The sequence below is a fragment of the Lampropedia puyangensis genome (assembly GCF_004833285.1).
GTDB classification, from domain to species: Bacteria; Pseudomonadota; Gammaproteobacteria; order Burkholderiales; family Burkholderiaceae_C; genus Lampropedia; species Lampropedia puyangensis.
This window is the reverse complement of record NZ_STFG01000001.1, coordinates 424766-441665: the sequence shown is the minus strand read 5'-3', so window position 1 is coordinate 441665 and position 16900 is coordinate 424766. Positions and strand designations below refer to the sequence as shown.

General features: G+C 53.1%; 18 protein-coding genes and 1 tRNA gene. 8 read left to right on the top strand and 11 right to left on the bottom strand.

Annotated features, from left to right (window positions below):
• Positions 1–72: 72 nt before the first annotated feature.
• From E9531_RS01810 to mltG, 6 genes are all read right to left on the bottom strand, one after another.
• On the bottom strand, positions 73–795 hold the full coding sequence (locus tag E9531_RS01810) for an ankyrin repeat domain-containing protein (protein WP_244609933.1): 723 nt from the start codon (positions 793–795) through the stop codon (positions 73–75).
• Positions 796–1016: 221 nt separating this feature from the next.
• Positions 1017–1823: a TatD family hydrolase gene (locus E9531_RS01805; protein ID WP_136572012.1), complete on the bottom strand. Its 807-nt coding sequence runs from the start codon at positions 1821–1823 to the stop codon at positions 1017–1019.
• 150 nt (positions 1824–1973) lie between these two features.
• Positions 1974–2345 carry a PilZ domain-containing protein gene (locus E9531_RS01800; RefSeq protein WP_136572011.1) on the bottom strand — a complete coding sequence of 124 codons (372 nt, stop codon included), beginning with the start codon at positions 2343–2345 and terminating at the stop codon, positions 1974–1976.
• A 123-nt stretch (positions 2346–2468) separates the two neighbouring features.
• Positions 2469–3581: a DNA polymerase III subunit delta' gene (gene holB / locus E9531_RS01795; protein ID WP_136572010.1), complete on the bottom strand. Its 1113-nt coding sequence runs from the start codon at positions 3579–3581 to the stop codon at positions 2469–2471.
• Between the two features lie 2 nt (positions 3582–3583).
• A complete protein-coding gene (tmk, locus tag E9531_RS01790; protein WP_136572009.1) occupies positions 3584–4315 on the bottom strand; it encodes a dTMP kinase in 732 nt (243 codons plus the stop codon).
• Positions 4312–5307 (bottom strand): endolytic transglycosylase MltG, encoded by a 996-nt coding sequence (gene mltG / locus E9531_RS01785; RefSeq protein ID WP_136572253.1) that lies wholly within the window; start codon positions 5305–5307, stop codon positions 4312–4314. The genes tmk and mltG overlap by 4 nt, the downstream gene beginning before the upstream one ends.
• Before the next feature lie 339 nt (positions 5308–5646).
• Between mltG and ygfZ the strand changes: the two genes are divergently transcribed.
• A complete protein-coding gene (ygfZ, locus tag E9531_RS01780) occupies positions 5647–6720 on the top strand; it encodes a CAF17-like 4Fe-4S cluster assembly/insertion protein YgfZ (protein WP_136572008.1) in 1074 nt (357 codons plus the stop codon).
• Positions 6721–6748: 28 nt separating this feature from the next.
• Here the strand turns inward: ygfZ and E9531_RS01775 are convergent, their stop codons facing one another.
• From E9531_RS01775 to E9531_RS01765, 3 genes are all read right to left on the bottom strand, one after another.
• Positions 6749–7639 (bottom strand): SirB1 family protein, encoded by an 891-nt coding sequence (locus E9531_RS01775; RefSeq protein WP_342210840.1) that lies wholly within the window; start codon positions 7637–7639, stop codon positions 6749–6751.
• 139 nt (positions 7640–7778) lie between these two features.
• Positions 7779–9359: a murein biosynthesis integral membrane protein MurJ gene (murJ, locus tag E9531_RS01770; protein ID WP_136572007.1), complete on the bottom strand. Its 1581-nt coding sequence runs from the start codon at positions 9357–9359 to the stop codon at positions 7779–7781.
• A gap of 71 nt (positions 9360–9430) precedes the next feature.
• Positions 9431–10243: a TrmH family RNA methyltransferase gene (locus E9531_RS01765; protein ID WP_136572006.1), complete on the bottom strand. Its 813-nt coding sequence runs from the start codon at positions 10241–10243 to the stop codon at positions 9431–9433.
• A gap of 375 nt (positions 10244–10618) precedes the next feature.
• Between E9531_RS01765 and E9531_RS01760 the strand changes: the two genes are divergently transcribed.
• From E9531_RS01760 to E9531_RS01750, 3 genes are all read left to right on the top strand, one after another.
• Positions 10619–11455 (top strand): proteasome-type protease, encoded by an 837-nt coding sequence (locus E9531_RS01760; RefSeq protein WP_136572005.1) that lies wholly within the window; start codon positions 10619–10621, stop codon positions 11453–11455.
• Positions 11456–11634: 179 nt separating this feature from the next.
• Positions 11635–11711 (top strand) — tRNA-Met (locus E9531_RS01755).
• A gap of 112 nt (positions 11712–11823) precedes the next feature.
• Positions 11824–12162, top strand: coding sequence for a TonB family protein (locus E9531_RS01750; RefSeq protein WP_158291697.1), 339 nt, complete (start codon positions 11824–11826; stop codon positions 12160–12162).
• Positions 12163–12380: 218 nt separating this feature from the next.
• Here the strand turns inward: E9531_RS01750 and E9531_RS01745 are convergent, their stop codons facing one another.
• The gene (locus tag E9531_RS01745) at positions 12381–12695 is read right to left on the bottom strand and encodes an ArsR/SmtB family transcription factor (RefSeq protein ID WP_136572003.1); all 315 of its coding nucleotides are present in this window, start codon (positions 12693–12695) and stop codon (positions 12381–12383) included.
• A 251-nt stretch (positions 12696–12946) separates the two neighbouring features.
• On the opposite strand from E9531_RS01745, the gene E9531_RS01740 reads away from it, so the two are divergent.
• Positions 12947–13378: a DUF4395 family protein gene (locus E9531_RS01740; RefSeq protein ID WP_136572002.1), complete on the top strand. Its 432-nt coding sequence runs from the start codon at positions 12947–12949 to the stop codon at positions 13376–13378.
• A gap of 14 nt (positions 13379–13392) precedes the next feature.
• On the opposite strand, the gene E9531_RS01735 is transcribed toward E9531_RS01740, so the two are convergent.
• On the bottom strand, positions 13393–14331 hold the full coding sequence (locus E9531_RS01735; protein WP_136572001.1) for a LysR family transcriptional regulator: 939 nt from the start codon (positions 14329–14331) through the stop codon (positions 13393–13395).
• Positions 14332–14434: 103 nt separating this feature from the next.
• On the opposite strand from E9531_RS01735, the gene E9531_RS01730 reads away from it, so the two are divergent.
• From E9531_RS01730 to E9531_RS01720, 3 genes are all read left to right on the top strand, one after another.
• A complete protein-coding gene (locus E9531_RS01730) occupies positions 14435–15229 on the top strand; it encodes an SDR family NAD(P)-dependent oxidoreductase (RefSeq protein ID WP_136572000.1) in 795 nt (264 codons plus the stop codon).
• Between the two features lie 73 nt (positions 15230–15302).
• Positions 15303–16274 carry a Bug family tripartite tricarboxylate transporter substrate binding protein gene (locus E9531_RS01725; RefSeq protein ID WP_136571999.1) on the top strand — a complete coding sequence of 324 codons (972 nt, stop codon included), beginning with the start codon at positions 15303–15305 and terminating at the stop codon, positions 16272–16274.
• A gap of 21 nt (positions 16275–16295) precedes the next feature.
• Positions 16296–16820: a carboxymuconolactone decarboxylase family protein gene (locus tag E9531_RS01720; protein WP_136571998.1), complete on the top strand. Its 525-nt coding sequence runs from the start codon at positions 16296–16298 to the stop codon at positions 16818–16820.
• Positions 16821–16900 lie beyond the last annotated feature (80 nt).

Here is a 16900-nt window from a genome sequence, read left to right as displayed (position 1 = left end):
GCGACCATTGTTGACCAGTCAATCCGAATCAGCAGCCCTTGACGCCGAGCGCCAGCTATAGCCTCAAACTCTTTATTGCGCCGCTTTACTAGGCTTGGGCTGACTGCGCTGCTGCTGAATCTTCTGTGCGTATTGCGCTATCTGCTGAGCCAATGTGTCGCGCCCAGCGCGCTGGGCAAAATCGACAGCTGTCAAACCCAATTGGTTTTTCATGGTCGGATCAGCCCCTTCTTGCATCAACAGCTTCACCACATCATTGGTGCCATATTGCGCAGCCATCATCAACGGCGTGGTGTTATTGGGTGATTGCGCATCAATGTACGCATTGTGCTCAAGCAGTAAGCGCGCAATAACCACTTGCGTGTCCCCCTCCCCTGACGCAGCGTAATGCAGCGGGGTCCAGTGTGTTTTATTCACATGCGCGCCCTGCCGCATCAGTCGCGTCACCGCATCGGCATTGCCGCGAATAGCGGCCAACATCAAAGGGCTCTCATCGCGTGCATTGCGGAACTCCACATTGGTTTTTTCTGATGACATCAACCCATTGAACGCATTCAGGCTGCCCAACTGCAGTGCCAATGTTAAGGGACTTTGGCCTTTGTCGTTAAGGACATTCGGCTCTACGCCATCCTCGAGCAAACGACGAACGGCACCTTCATTGTCACGCGTCACATATGTGAACAAATCATTTTGTTGTTGCGTCAAAGGCCTCAACTGATTCTGCTTGGCACCAGCAGAAGGTGTTTGCGCAACAACAGCCGCAGCCCCCAAACTCAGCACAACAGATAGAGTCAAAGCCAATAAAGACCGCGCAGCAGTACACCCATTTGCCATAGTGTTGCGTGCACTTTGCTTCGCAAAACATTTCATCAAAAACACCTCAGATTGTTATTGGAGCGCATGCCCCGCTCATGCTGGCGAGCTGGTATACGCCGAACCACTTCGTTGCACGCCCCACTTTGCATCAAAGATGCCATTTTGGCATTGCGCACATTGCCTGTGCAGGCGCCAATGTCTTATTCGTGATTAGGACTAAAGAGCGTATCAAAATTACGACTAGTGGCCTGCGCCACCTGCTCAAATGGTATCGAACGCAATTGTGCAATGCACTGTGCCACATGCACCACGTGGACTGGCGTATTGGTTTTACCCCGGTACGGCACTGGCGCCAAGTAAGGACTATCGGTTTCCACCAGCATGCGCTCAAGAGGGACAAATCGGGCCACGTCTTGCAAAGCCGCAGCATTCTTGAAAGTCACAATGCCAGCAAAAGAAATGTAGTACCCCCTATCGAGCACTTGGCGCGCTACCTGCATGTTTTCTGCAAAACAATGAAAGACGCCCCCAGCCAGATTGCCTGCGCCATCCTCTCCTTCTTGCGCCAAAATATCCAGCGTATCTTGGGCTGATGAACGGGTGTGAATCACCAACGGTTTACGCACCTCACGAGCTGCGCGAATATGCACACGAAATCGCTCGCGCTGCCACTCCATATCGGCAATGCTGCGCCCGGCTTTTCGCCCCTGCATATCAAAGTAATCCAAACCAGTTTCGCCAATCGCCAACACCCGCTCAAGGCGAGACAAGCGCACCAGTGTGGCCACATCAGGCTCTTGGACCCCTTCGTTGTCCGGGTGAACGCCTACCGTACACCACAGCGCTTGGTGCGCCAAAGCCAACGCATGCACTGCATCAAATTCTTCGAAAGTGGTGGCGATACACAGTGCGCGGCTTACCCCGGCCAGTCGCATACGCTCAAGAATATCGGGCACTTGATCGCGCAACAGCACATGACTCAAATGGCAATGTGAATCGGTCAACATGAATAAAAAGATTGAAAGCCCTGAGCAAGCAGAGCATTAAGGCACATAGCCAGCGCGAATTACCAACCCATAAGCCACCCTATTCAATCGCACCTCGATGCGATAAAAATGGCTAAGAACGCGGTATTAGCGCCGCAACTTCTTCTGCGCTTACACCGTATGTGTGGGCTTGTCGGAACTCAATGCAGACCCCAAGCGATTTTCAATGGTTTGACGTAGCTCTGCCGACTTCTCATCAGCAGGAAAGCGCACCCCAACGCCACGTGCACGGCCCCCCGCTGACCCTGCTGGCGTAATCCATGCAACCGTACCTGCAATGGCATATTTACGAGGATCATCAGGCAAAGACAACATGACAAAGATGCTGTCGCCCATGGCATAGTCACGCTCGGTGGGGACAAAAATTCCGCCCTCCTTGAACAAGGGAATGTATGAGGCATACAACGCAGCGCGCTCTTTGATATTGAGCTGAATTACGCTGGGGCGGGCCGTTTTACTGGTCTCTTCTACTGGTGCATTCATAGCATTTGAGGGCATTTTTTGCCAACTGAATCAGTGGGAGGAGCATAGCCGCAAAGACGACCACCTCGATGACTAAAGGTCACAAGTGTACCCGCTGCCCCTTTGCATACCTGTGGATCGTGTTTAACGCACACGCAAGGCTTGGCTGGCCTGGTCTACCAATGCGGTCAACATCAAATCTGGCGAAAACGGATGTTCACTACTGCGCGATGCTTGCATCAATTCTGCGGACCACTGCCCCAACCGTTCCAATGTTCGCTGCCTTGGAGAGCTGCCGCCTTGTTGAAACTGCTGCTCAAGCGATGACTGATCAGCACCAGCGAGGCCCACAAACAAAGGCGCAAGCGAAGCTTGCGCAAAATACCTTGGCGCAGCCCCTGCAACGACAGCCATAGCGTCATGGCACAGTTGCAGCAATACACCTATAGCTTGGCTTGCACTTGCATCAGCCAGCAATCCAGCCTGACCACGAACCAATTGTCCCGGCAACTGGTTCCAGCTATTCAAGTCAAAACCCGTTTGCAACAACTCCCACGCATTCAAAGGCCGACCACCACTGGCCTGCATGGCTCCCGCAATCTGCTCGGCACTACGGCCCGCTTGGGCAAGCCAAGTCTGTATCTGCACTTCATCAGGCCATTTCATCTTCCAGCTATGGCAGCGGCTGCGAATAGTAGGCAACAAACGGTGCGCAGCCTCCGTTGCCAACACAAATCGGGAATTTCCCGGAGGCTCCTCCAAGGTTTTGAGCAGTGCATTGGCAGTCACTGTATTCATGTTTTCTGCGGGATAAACCACCACGACCTTGCCGCGCCCACGTGCATCGGTGCGCTGGCAAAAAGTAATCATCTGCCGCATCGCCTCGACCCGAATTTCTTTGCTCGGTTTGCGCTTTGCGTCGCTTACCGTCTCACCCTCTGTATTTGCCCAGCCGAGCGCCAACTGCATGGTTTCTGGCAGCAACACCAACAAATCTGGGTGGGTACGCACATGCACGGCATGACAACTCTCACAATGGCCGCAAGCGGGGGCTAATGCAGCCTCAAGGGACCTTGCCTCACACAGCAAGGCCTGCGCCCACGCCATGGCTAAACCAAACTGCCCCAATCCGGAAGGGCCCTCCAAAAGCAATGCGTGGCCTTGCTGCTCTAACAAAGCCTGCAATTGCCCCTGCAGCCAAGGCATTGGGGGCGGCGCAACGACTGCGGGAGTAGAAGAAGAACCTCGCGTTGCCATTATCAGCCCTCCTTACGCAGCACACCGCGCTCGGTCAATGCACTCAAAACCGCTGCCTGCACAGCTTCGCGTGGCGCATCCGAGACCACACGAATCCACCGCTGTGGTTCCGCTGCCGCACGCTGGGCATAGCCAGCTGCCACACGCTCAAAAAACACACGGGCTTCAGCCTCAAAACGATCAGGCTCGCGGGCGTTTTGTAGTCTGGCTGCAGCCACCTCAGGTGGAACGTCAAACCATAACGTCCAATCAGGCTGCAATACTCCAGGCGAAGGCGTGACATACGTTTGTCCCTGCTCGCTTTGCCGAATATCCTGCAGAAGCCAATCCCCTTGCACCCATTGCTCCAACTGCATGAGCTGCTGCAATGCCACGCCACGCCCATAGCCTTGGTAGGCAAACGTTGCATCCGTAAACCGGTCACAAACCACACTGGCACCACGAGCAAGAGCAGGAACAATCACTTCACGCATGTGCTGGCGTCGTGCAGCAAATGCCAGCAACGTCTCCGTCAAGGCGTCCATTGCATCGTGCAACAACAGAGCACGCAATTTTTCACCCAGCGGGGTTCCTCCTGGTTCGCGCGTGAGGACGACTTCATGTCCTTGCCGCTCTAGGGCTGTCGCCATCGCCTGGATGTGCGAGGACTTACCTGCGCCATCAATCCCCTCGACACTGATAAACCACCCTTTGCGCGTAAGCGGTACCTGATGCACTGGTACAGGCTCGGTCATGGCCGCCCCCTGATAAAACGATTAACAGCTCGATTATGTTGCTGCAAGTTGTCGCTGAATTCACTGGTGCCGTCACCACGCGCTACAAAGTAGTAGGACGTGGTTTTCTCAGGCTGCACAGCCGCAAGCAATGACTCTTTGCCAGGCATCGCAATAGGAGTAGGCGGCAGCCCGACACGCGTATATGTATTCCATGGCGTATCGGCCTCCAAGTGGCGGCGGCGTAAACGGCCATCATATTCATCGCCCAAGCCATAAATCACGGTAGGGTCTGTCTGCAGCAGCATGCCTGCACGCAAACGGTTCACAAAAACACCGGCAATGCGACCTCGATCGGTATGCATACCAGTTTCTTTTTCCACAATGCTGGCCAGTACCAATGCCTCTTCAGGCGTTTTCAACGGAGTCGCTCGATCCCGCTGCTGCCATGCAGCCTCCAGCATGCGGTCCATCGCCTCCATGGATTGCTTGAGTACGGCCAACTCACTACTGCCTTTGGCAAACAGGTAGGTATCGGGAAAGAAGCGTCCCTCTGGCGCCAGCCCTTTGCGGCCTAGTTTTTCCATGATTTGTACATCACTCAAGTCGGCGGTATCGTGCTGCAACGGCTGCTGCGCCAGTAACGCTCGGATTTGCTTGAATGTCCATCCTTCCACAATCGTCAGAGGGTGCAAACTTTGCTCCCCCTTGACCAGGCGATCAATCACTTGCTGAGGGGTCATGCCAGACTCAAACTCGTAATAGCCCGCCTTGATGCGCGTACCTTCACCCGTTATACGCAACCATGCATACAACAGATCGGAAGGGACGGTCATCACTCCTGAGGACACCAACTGCTCAGCAACCCCACGCGCAGATGTGCCTCGCGCAATCGTCAATTCAGCAGGTGTTGATGCGATCTGCAAAGGCTGGTCGCGCCACCACACGACAGAGGCCAACGCAGCCCCTAACAATGCCAGCACAAGAATCAAGAGAAAAAACAAACGGCGCAGCAAAACTCACATTCCTCTGTTAAAAATTGCACTTTCAAAACCATTGCGTTGCACAAAGATCGTATCTACCTTGAACCATTTCCCGGTTAGTCAAGCAGCCGCCTATGTAGGGCAACGACTCCAACCAGGCAAATAACGTCTCGCACGAAAGCTTGGGACAATAGCATGATTTAAAAGTCACTCGAACCGATTTCAATGCATCTTGCCCGGCCTATTCTGGCCGTTGAACCGCAACCCCAAAGGGGCACAACACCAATTCCCCCAAACGCGCTATCTTTTCTTGATCACACCAAGCTTGTTACTCCATTCAAGCACAGGTGCAAAGGTACATTTTTGACTATGACACTGCCCTCCAACGCCATCACCCCCGTGCCCGATATCGGCGTACTCCATTGCACGGGCCCAGACACCTTGAGTTTCCTACAAGGACAGCTGAGCAACGACTTTGCCCTGCTCAAGCACAACCAAGCACGCTTGGCCGCATTTCTCAGCGCCAAAGGCCGCATGCAAGCGAGTTTTATTGCTGTGCGCTATGGACCGCACGATGTGCTCCTGTTCGTGCACCACAGCATTTTGGCTGCGGTGCAAAAGCGCCTCTCCATGTTCATCCTGCGTGCAAAAGTCAAAATCATCGATGCCAGTGGGCAATGGCAGCTCCTCGGCGCTTTAGGCCAAGCAGTCAGCACCGTCGTGCAGTCTATGCATGGCAATACCGTAGAAGAATTCATGCCATGGCAATGTTTTAGCAACACCGATGCGCAAACAGGCCCACAACCGAAAGCTGTTGACGCCGGCGGCGTTGAACCTGAATCCACCCACGTGCCAGCATGGTCGATCACCCTTTACCCTGCAGCACAGCAACCTCGGGCACTCTACATTCAACCAAGCCAAGCACAACTTCCAGCCTGCATTGCAGACCTCGCAGCGCCAGACAAGCAAGATATCTTGGCAAAAACATGGGCATGGTCTGAAGTGCTATCTGGCATAGCCACCATCAGCGCCCCAGTGGTCGATTTGTTTGTCCCCCAAATGCTCAACTACGAGTCCGTCGGCGGTATCAATTTCAAAAAAGGCTGCTATCCAGGCCAAGAAGTGGTCGCACGCAGCCAATTCAGAGGAGCCATCAAACGCCGAACCTATCTAGCCCACGGCCAAAAGCTGCCAGTACCAGCGACCGGGGCAGAAATTTACAGCACAGAAGATCTCGAGCAACCTTGCGGCACTGTTGTGCAAGTCGCACAGGATCCGGCCAGCGCAAACGGATCATTCGATGCACTCATTTCCATCAAAACCGACACTGCAGCCCAGCACCTGGTCATTCGGCACACCGAAGCACAAGCGCAAGGAGAAGCTCCAATGGAAACCCCTATTTCCATCAAAGCAGTTCCCTACGCATTGCTAGAGGATATTTGAGAAGAAACACCACCAACAGCAGCCGAACTCAAGCTTGATTTTTCAGCGCCTGCAGCTTTTGCGCAATCTCGGTTGCATCCAAAGCTTCCCTGGAAAAATCCAGATAAGACTGAAAATCAACCATGGCCTCTTGCGTGCGGCCAACGGCTTCATAAGCCAGACCACGGTCGCGGCGCTCGATCCAATCTTTGGGCAGCAAGATCACTAGACGCTCCATCACGGCCAGTTGCCTTGCCCCATCTTGCTGCACGCGGAATATTTCTTTGAGGTTACGCAGCATACGCGTGAGGATCTCACGCGGCGAGGCGCTTTGCAAGAAAAGCCCCAGCGGCATGGTTTCTTCGTTGTACAGCGATAAGCGTGGAATTTGCGCTTGCAACTGATGGGTGAGCTCTTGACTGGAAAACGACTTACCCGTTAAAGGGTCAAGAATGACCTGCCCTTGTGCCAACAATACCTTGAGCATGAAGTGTCCCGGAAATGAAACTCCATAGACATCTAAGCCGATACTGCGGGCCAGCTCCAACCACAGCACCCCAATCGAGATAGGAATGCCACGCCTTGTCTCCAACACATGGTGCAGGTAGCTGTTATCAGGATCGTAGTAATCGTTGGTGTTGAGTGCAAAGCCCAGCTCACCATAGAAAAACTGGTTCAATTGGTGAATTCGCTCCAGCACAGAGCCGTTTTGCGCATTGCGCTTGCGCAGGCGCGACTGCATCTTGTCTACCACCGAGAGGCTATGCTCCAAATCCAGATCAGGGTATTCGTCCTGAGCCAAACTAACCACCGCTTCCAACAGCGGCAGCTCAGCATCGCTTTGCACTAGGCTAGTGAAATACTCAAGGGGAGAAGGAGGAAGCAAGTTCAAACGCATCGGGTCGGTCACATCACGTTGTGGGGCCTGGGGCTCATGCACATTCACTGCATGCAGATGGCAGCAAGCCACCGCAGCACTCAAAAACAGTGTAGCAGCGCATGCAAAACCCGACAGAGCCGGGCAAACAAAACACAGCCCTGTCGCAGCTCTATCCCAGCTCTATCGCTTGGCCTGCGTATTAACCCAAGCGACGCGAAATACGCAGCAAACCGCGCAAGTCACAGCGCGCGGCCCATAGCACGCCGAAGTACACCACAGCAGATGCAGCCAACATCCAACTCAAATGTGCAATACGCAACCACGGGGTTTGACGCAGAGCCACCCAATCAAGCCACTGCGATGCCCACCACAAGAACATGGCCAAGGCAATCAAACCGGCCAGCACCTGAAAACCAAACCGCCCCCAACCTGGCGTAGGCATATAGGCGCCGCGCCGCACCAAACCTATCAGCAACCACAGCGCATTGACCAGCGCCCCCAAACCAATGGATAGCGCCAGCCCTGCATGCCCCAAAACAGGCACCAAGGCCGCGTTAAATGCCTGCGTTAGTACCAATACAAACACTGCCACCTTGACGGGTGTACGCATATCCTGGCTGGCGTAATAGCCTGGCGCCAGCACCTTGATTGCTACTAACCCCAACAGGCCCACGCCATAACCCATCAAGGCCGTGGCAATGTTCGTCACATCGGAATCATGCAATGCCCCGTAATGAAACAGGCTGGCCACCAATGGTTTGGCAAAAAAGAGCAGCCCCACAGCACAAGGCAAGGCCAAGGTAAAAACCATACGCAAGCCCCAATCCAGCATGGCGGAGTAATTGCTGCTGTCTTGCGCCGCTTTGGCCGCAGCCAAATGCGGCGTCAATACAACACCTAAAGCCACGCCCAATAAGGCAGTAGGGAATTCCATCAACCGATCGGCATAAAACAACCAAGTCACGCTACCCGGTTGCAAATACGAAGCAATTTGTGTGTTGATCATCAAAGAAATTTGCGCCACCCCCACACCCAGCAAAGCGGGTGCCATCAAGCCCAAAATGCGCCGCACACCACCATCGTGCCAAGCTATTCGTATCTGGCTCGGCCGCCAGGCAAGGCGTGGCAACAGCCCCATTTTTTTGAGTGCCGGAATTTGCACCGCCAATTGCAATATGCCCCCCGCCATTACACCCACAGCCATGGCATAAATAGGCTCAATGCCGTGACGCACAAACCAAGGCGCCAAGATGATCGCAGCAACAATCATGCTGATATTGAGCAACACCGGGGTAGCCGCAGGCACCGCGTAGCGACACCACGTATTGAGCACACCAGCAGACAAAGCCACCAAGGACATGCATGCGATATAAGGAAACATCCAACGCGTCATCATCACCGCAGCATCAAACGAATCCCCTTCTTGACGCAAGCCACTGGCCAACAACCACACCAGCAATGGCGCGGCCAATACCCCCAAAACGCTAAACAACAACAATACCCACGCCAATACAGTAGCGACACGGTCGATCAATTGCTTGGTTGCCGCATCGCCCTCTTGCGCACGCGTACCCGCCAAGACAGGCACAAAGGCTTGACTGAATGCGCCCTCAGCAAACAAACGCCGAAACAAATTGGGAATGCGAAACGCCACATTGAAGGCGTCGGTTAAGGCGTTGGCACCAAACAGGGTTGCCATCAACAAGTCACGTGCCAGTCCTGTCACGCGAGAAAACAAGGTCAGAACAGAAACGGTAGAAGCTGCTTTAAAAAGTGACACAGGCATCGCCTCGATGGGGCGCCCTCAAAAACCAAAAGAAGTACGAAGCCCCTTTCATAGGGCAGTGGCAATCACGCCCACGCAGCTGCGCTCGCATGCAAGCATATGGCCGCAGCAGTTGCCACATTCAACGATTCTTGCCCGCCTGGCTGCGCAATGCGTACAGGCGTATGCGCCAGCGCACTTAACGCAGCCCCAACGCCCTGCCCCTCATGCCCCATTACCCAAGCGCAAGGCCATGGCAAATCCGCCTGATGCAAATACGCCCCTTCATGTGAGCTGGTAATCAGCAAAGGCACCTGCAATGCAAGCACATCCTGAGGTTGTGCTTGCTCAACTAATCGCAGGCCAAAATGGGCGCCCATACCTGCACGCAACACCTTAGGGGACCACAGTGCTGCAGTGCCTTGAACGGCCACAATCTGTTTGAAACCAAATGCAGCCGCACACCGCAAAATCGCCCCCACATTGCCTGCATCCTGCAAGCGATCAAGCACCACCGTTGGTTGCCCTGGCTGTGCAGTCAGAACCTCATCTCCACAGGGCATGACATAAGCGAGGCCTGCCGCACTCTCCAGCCCGCTGACATGCGCAAACAAAGCATCATCGAGCACAACAACAGATAAACGCTGCCCAGCCGCGCCATTGGGCAGGGCAGCAGGAAGCCATTGCTCCAGCTCACCGGCATCCCAGCGTGACTGCGACAACACCAATGCCTGCACAGGCACACACGCTTGCTTCGCCACACTGCACAAATGCTCCCCTTCCAGCCAAACCTGCCCCGTTTTGCGGTAAGCATGCGGCTCTTGTGCAAGCCTGCGCCAAGCCTTTACCTGGGCATTCTCGCGAGAGGAAATAGTGATCATCTTGAAGGGGACAGACATAGCAGACAACGCAGACAACAATACAAAGACATCTTCTGCCCGCCCCCACCCATCAATTCAACGGGCCTTAGCGCGACAGAGGTCTGTATTGTGGCACGCCACCTTTGGCTTGCATGCTGCCGCCACAGGCAGTCAACACGCTCGATTGTTCGATTCTGTGTACAAACACACATTACTACCGCTCATCGCCTTTCCCTGACCGCGTCTTCAAGACCGTAGCCGCTGAAAAAGCATAGGCGCTACACTTAGCATTGCACATGCAGCGCGCAGCCCTAGCCCCGAGCGCTTTTCTGTGATCTGCTTCAAATACCAACGCCCCCCAACAACAGCCTATACCAGCAACCAACGCGGCCATGGCTTTTATTTGTTGACACCATGACTTACTGCGTCGCCATCAAAACAAACGCCGGACTTGTGTTTTTGTCCGACTCACGCACCAATGCAGGACTCGACAACATTAGCTCCTTTCGCAAGATGGTGCTTTATGAAGAAACAGGTAGTCGCTTCATGGCACTACTCTCAGCGGGCAACCTCAGCATCACGCAAACGATTCGTGAATTGCTCCAAACACAGCAAATTGAAGACTCCAGCACTGGCGCGCCCATCACCATCTGGAATGCGACGAGCATGTTTGAGGCTGCACGCATCCTGGGAGCTGCAGTTCGCCATTTACATGAGCGAGATGGCGATGAGCTTCGCAAAGCAGGCATTGACTTCAACGTCTCATTTCTCTTTGGCGGACAGATCCATGGCGAAGCGCCGCGCTTATTTCAGGTATACGCGGCAGGTAATTTCATTGAAGCCACCAATGAAACGCCATTTTTCCAAATCGGTGAATTCAAATATGGCAAACCTGTGCTTGATCGGGTGATTGCACCAGAATTACCCTTGGGCGAGGCTGCCAAATGCGCCCTAGTCTCCATGGACAGTACGCTCAAATCCAACCTGTCTGTCGGTATGCCCCTGGATTTAGTCGTGTACGAACGCGATGCGTTTACAGCAAGCCGTGTTGCCAGCATTGGAGAAGACAACGCCTACTTTCGTAACCTACGCAAAAGCTGGGGAGAAAAGTTACGCCAAATATTTGATGAAATTGAAGAGCCTGACTGGAATGAAGGTGCTGCCTGCGAAAGCCTGCAAACCATCAACTCACCTCACACCAATGTCAAACCCTTGCGCAAAATCATGACCCCGCGCGACAAATTGATCTGATAGAACAGACTGAGCCCCGCCTCCACACAATAAACCAACCACTTATTGATGGGATTGATGACATCCAGATAAGGCCCCATCAAAAAGAACTTCACGCTGCACGCACATCAACTGCCTTTTTGAATTTTTTCTTCTTTTTATCTTTTAATCTAAAAATACACGCTACAATCTCGGTCTTTGGCGCATTAGCTCAGCTGGTTAGAGCGACGGAATCATAATCCGCAGGTCCGGGGTTCGAATCCCTGATGCGCCACCAAATTCAAAGGGGTTACGCTTAAAGGCGTAACCCCTTTTCTTTTGACCACTTCTCGCCGCTTTATGGCAAAAGGGAACGTTGGCACATCTGATCTGCAATGCGGTACGTTTCTATGACCAAAAGAATTCAGATGCACTTTGCATTTTTACTTTCCGTCCTCTTGACGCCATTCTTAGCACTCGGCCAAACAGCCCAGACAGACAGCGCGCGCCTAGCTCTGCATATTCGCAGTTATCTGAATACGCCAGCAGAAACACCGCTCGGTATCACTGCCAAAGTCAAGGCCACCATCTCACACGATGGCACCGTACGAACTGCCGCGATCAACCAATCAAGTGGCAACAGTCAATACGATCGTGCAGTCCTTGCCGCCATTTGGCGCGCAAACCCTTGGCCCTACCGCAGCAGCCAAGAACTGGATCAAACCGTTGAGATCGAATTCAGAAACTAAGAACGTATTTACGCTCTCCACGCAGTCGCGTAAGACTCTAAAGCCGGGCAGATAGCCCGACTGCGCTTTTTGCCGCGCATCTCATCCTTTTGAATTCCAATGCGGTCTACTTGGCGATAGCAAGCACGTTCTAAGCCACTACATCTCTTCTTTACGTGCCAGCTCGCATGCGCGACATAAGCAGACGTGTAGTCAAAGGTCTCAATACAAACAAGTCCTCAAGGGCAGTAAATCTGCTTGAGCGTGGCGATCAATTGGCTCACATCGTTGCTTTGGATACGGTAATACAGCACTTGCGCATCTCGTCGATAGGTCACCAAACGGGCAGCGCGCAATTTAGCCAGATGTTGCGACAGTGCCGACTGCCCAATCTCCAAGTGCTCCAATAAGGCGGTAACCGACATTTCACCCTGTTCCAACAGTAAGCAAAGCACTAGCAACCGATGTTCGTTGCTCAACAAACGCAGCATGTCAGCAGCTTGTGCCACGTTATCACGCATAAATTGAAAATGGTTATTGGAAGGAACGTTCATGGCTGCAAGTTAGGCAATAACCCATGCATTATCGCCAAGGCATGTGGGTGTATTGACTGCTACCCTCTCGCGCCCGAACAAACTATGCACGCATCTGGTTCATGCCCTGCCAGATGCGCTATGCCAGCATTGCTGCATGCTTTCAAATTTAGTAGGACACAGACAATAAATATTATTAATTTCTAATATACTAATATCAAGAAATACAATCACATCAATGTTGCCCAATCTCTAATACAAAAGGAACGACCATGCTTAGATTCGATTTGCCACCCGTTTGGTCTAACGTTACCCGATGGGAAGCCTTTGTCAGCTTTCTTGTCTGCTTGGCTGCATGGAAAATCACGCCATGGTGCATGGGAATTCTCGTGGTGCAGGGATTCGTTCGTGGTTTTCTGGGGCACTACTTTTGCCCCTTGCACCGCGTATTGGCCAAGTCGTTTGAGATCAACGGCTGGGCTGGCAAAAAGGAAAACGCAGGCGCCAAAATGTTTGCCAACAAAGTCCTATTTATCGCCAGCAGTGTTTCGCTATTGGCCTATTCCTTGGGGAGCCCGCTATGGATTGCACCTTGCTTTGCGTTGATGCTGTTTACTACCTTGGAGTGGGCTTTTTCATTTTGTGCTGCATGCTCTGTCTATGGTTTTTGGTATCGTGTGTTTCCACCTCAGCAAAACCGATAAGCATGGCTATTGAACTACTTGCTGCGTGAGGTAACCAGCCATTCAGGCCTCTGATTTGCCAATTTTTGCGCAGCATCGGTCACTAAATTCAAGGCTTGCTCAGCCAATACCGATAGCTTGGCTGAGTCACGCGTGACAATGCCAATGGAGCGAACCGGGCCATCCACAATATCCTGGCATCGCAAGCCTTTCACAGCAAGCAACGGAATAGCGCCTAGGTAAGGCAAAACTGCAACGCCTACGCCCTGCTCGACAAAAGAACAAATTGTCCCTACTTGGTCAAGCTGCAACAAAGGCTGAAACACTTTACCTTTCTGCAGGTAGGCGGCCATCAAATACTTAGCGCTTGAACTCTGATCCGTCATGGTGATGACCGGCAGTTTGGCTAATGCATCCAACGAGAGTGGGCGTGCCAAAGCAGCATGCCACGATTTGGCGCCTACCACCACAAACCGGTCACGAAGTAACTCCTCATAACGGAGCTCTTGACCGATGGCATGCGAGCTGGCAAGTGCAAAGTCCACTTGGTAGCGCAACAATCGCTGCACCGATGCGCTGTCCGAACCGTCATAAATGCGAATAGCTACAGGATTCTGAGGCTGGCGTTGTAAGTGCAACACCGGCACTGGCAACAAAGTACTGGCCAACGAAGGCAAAGCGGCTATGGAAAGCTTTCGCGAAACACTGCCTGCCAGCTGCTGCAACTGCTGTAACCCGCCATCGAGTTCACCCAGTAGTTGGGTTGCCAATGGCAAAAGCTCTGCTCCACTGTGCGTCAAGCGAACAGTGCGGGTGGAGCGCTCGAACAGCGCAACACCAAGTATGTCCTCAAAATCCTTCACCGCCTTGCTCAAAGAAGGCTGCGTAATGAAGAACTGGTCGGCGGTGCGACTAAAATTCAGGCTGTGCGCCAATGCCACAAAAATGCGCAAATGCCTCGGCTGAATATTCATGCAATGAATCTATTAATTGAAAGAAAAAAAGTATTTCATCAATTAAAGCAGCATTCCTAGAATCAATAAAGAAATCAACGATTGAGAACAAGGAAAAACACACATGCTGGACTTAAATGGGAAAGTGGCACTGGTCTTCGGCTGTGGCGCAGTGGCTGACGGGTGGGGGAATGGCCGGGCAACCTCTGTGCTATTGGCGCGACAAGGGGCACAGGTATTTGGTACAGACTTGGTGTTAGACCATGCGCAAAACACTTTGGAGTGTCTGCGACAAGAGGGACTCAATGCTTGCGTAATGGCATGCGATGCAACCGATTCGAATCAAGTACAGGAGGCGGTCAACCAATGCCTGCAAAAACATGGCCGCATCGACATTCTTGTCAACAACGTTGGGCTTTCCATGCGCGGAGGGCCCGAGGATATGGATGAAGACATCTGGAACGCCCAACTTCAAGTCAACATGACCAGCGCATTTCTAGGCTGCAAATACGTAATCCCACACATGCGCCAGCAAGGCGGCGGAGCCATTGTGAACGTGTCATCTGTTGCCGGGCTGCGTTACATCGGCAAGCCGCAGGTTGCTTATGCCGCAGCCAAGGCAGGATTGATGCAATTCACCCGAACCAGCGCAGTCATTCATGGAAAAGATGGGATTCGCCTCAATTGCGTGGTGCCTGGCCTGATGAATACCCCTTTGATTGAAGGCCTGGCCAGTAAATACGCTGCCGGCGATACAGAAGGCTTTATTGCACAACGCCACAACCAAGTCCCCATTGGCCACATGGGCAGCGGGTGGGATACCGCACATGCCGTGCTGTTTCTGGTGGCAGATGAAAGCCGCTACATCACAGGAACAGAAATTGTGGTGGATGGCGGCCTTGTGGCAGCTACACGCTAAAGAGAGCCCTGAGGTAGAGCATCAAAAGATCTGTACGGCACACGATTTCAATACAACAAAAGGAGACATTAATATGCGCATTCAAAGAAGAACCTGGTTGACCGGTACCCTAGGAGCGGCCTTGCTTTTGGCCACACAAACGGCCTTTTCCAATGGTTGGCCCACGCAGCCCATTCGGCTTCTTGTGCCCTTTGCCCCTGGCGGCGCTGTGGACCAAACTGCGCGCACCATCAACGAAACGCTGGGCAAACACCTAGGTCAAACGGTTGTGGTTGAAAACAAGCCTGGGGCAAGCGGCTCTCTGGCTGCCGCAGACTTGGCCAGAGCGAAGCCAGATGGCTACACCTTGATGCTGGCACTCGACTCCCAAGCGGTCAACCACCACACCATTGCCAACCTGCGTTTTGATACGTTCACCTCGTTTGATTATTTAAGCCTGCTTGTCACCACACCACAAGTATTAGTAGTGCGTGAAAATTTGCCGGTGCAATCTGTGCAAGAGCTGGTTGATTACATCAAAAGTAAGCCAGGGTTGGCCTACGGCTCGGCTGGCGCAGCCTCTGCGGGTCATGTCAACAGTGCAACGCTATCAGACCACTACAAACTCCAGACTACGCATGTTCCTTATCGCGGCGCAGGCCCCTTGCTTGCTGATTTGATGGGAGAGCATGTGGACTTCGCTTTTGCAGGTTTGTCCGTCATGCTGCCTCACATCCAGTCAGGGCGCATTCGTGCGTTAGCGGTCAGCAGCCCGCAGCGTGCCACAGCTCTGCCCAATATCCCCACCATGTCTGAGATCATTCCAGGCTTTGAAATTCCAACATGGATTGGCTTAGTCGCCCCTGCTGGCTTGCCAGAAGACGTGCGCCAGAAAATCCTCTCTGCGACAAAAGCAACGATGCAAGACCCCAAAGTCGCCCAAAAATTGCGCGACAGTGCATTTGACATCGTGAACAACGCGCCCGACGCATTCAGTGCCCGCGTGCGCAAAGACTCGGATGTGATGGCCGACTTGATCGCACGAAAAGTGCTGGCACCTGAATGACCCCCTCTTAAAGGAAATACCATGGCCCGAATTGCCTATGCTAATTTAGACTCCCCGACAATTGCACCACTAGCACAGCGCATCACCCAAGAGCGTGGCAGCGTGCTGCATCTTTACCAAATGCTGCTGCACAGTCCCAATATTGCAGAGGGCTGGCTGAGTTACCTCACGGCGATTCGCCAGAAAAGCAGCCTCACTGGTAGCTTGCGGGAGCTTGTCATCATGCGTGTGGCAGTACTCAACGGCGCACCTTATGAGGCAGACCAACATGCCCCTATTGCCTTGGCTGAAGGCATCAGCCAGCCGCAACTTGATGCGCTGGCCGATTGGGAAAGCAGCACAGTGTTTAGCCAACAGCAACGAGACGTCCTGACCTATACCGATGTCATGACCCAAAAAGTCCAAGTCCCTGACAGCGTATTTCAGGCAGTGGCGCAGCACTTTTCCGAGAAAGAAATAATTGAACTGACCGCAACCATTGCGGCCTACAACATGGTTTCACGCTTTCTCGAGGCTTTGCAAGTGCACTCCAGCGACGCACGGTAAAAAGCTGTGTATTTGCGCAAACACGGCAAACGCCCAGACAGGGCCGGACTTGGATAGATGGGGCCACCTGCCACATTGCA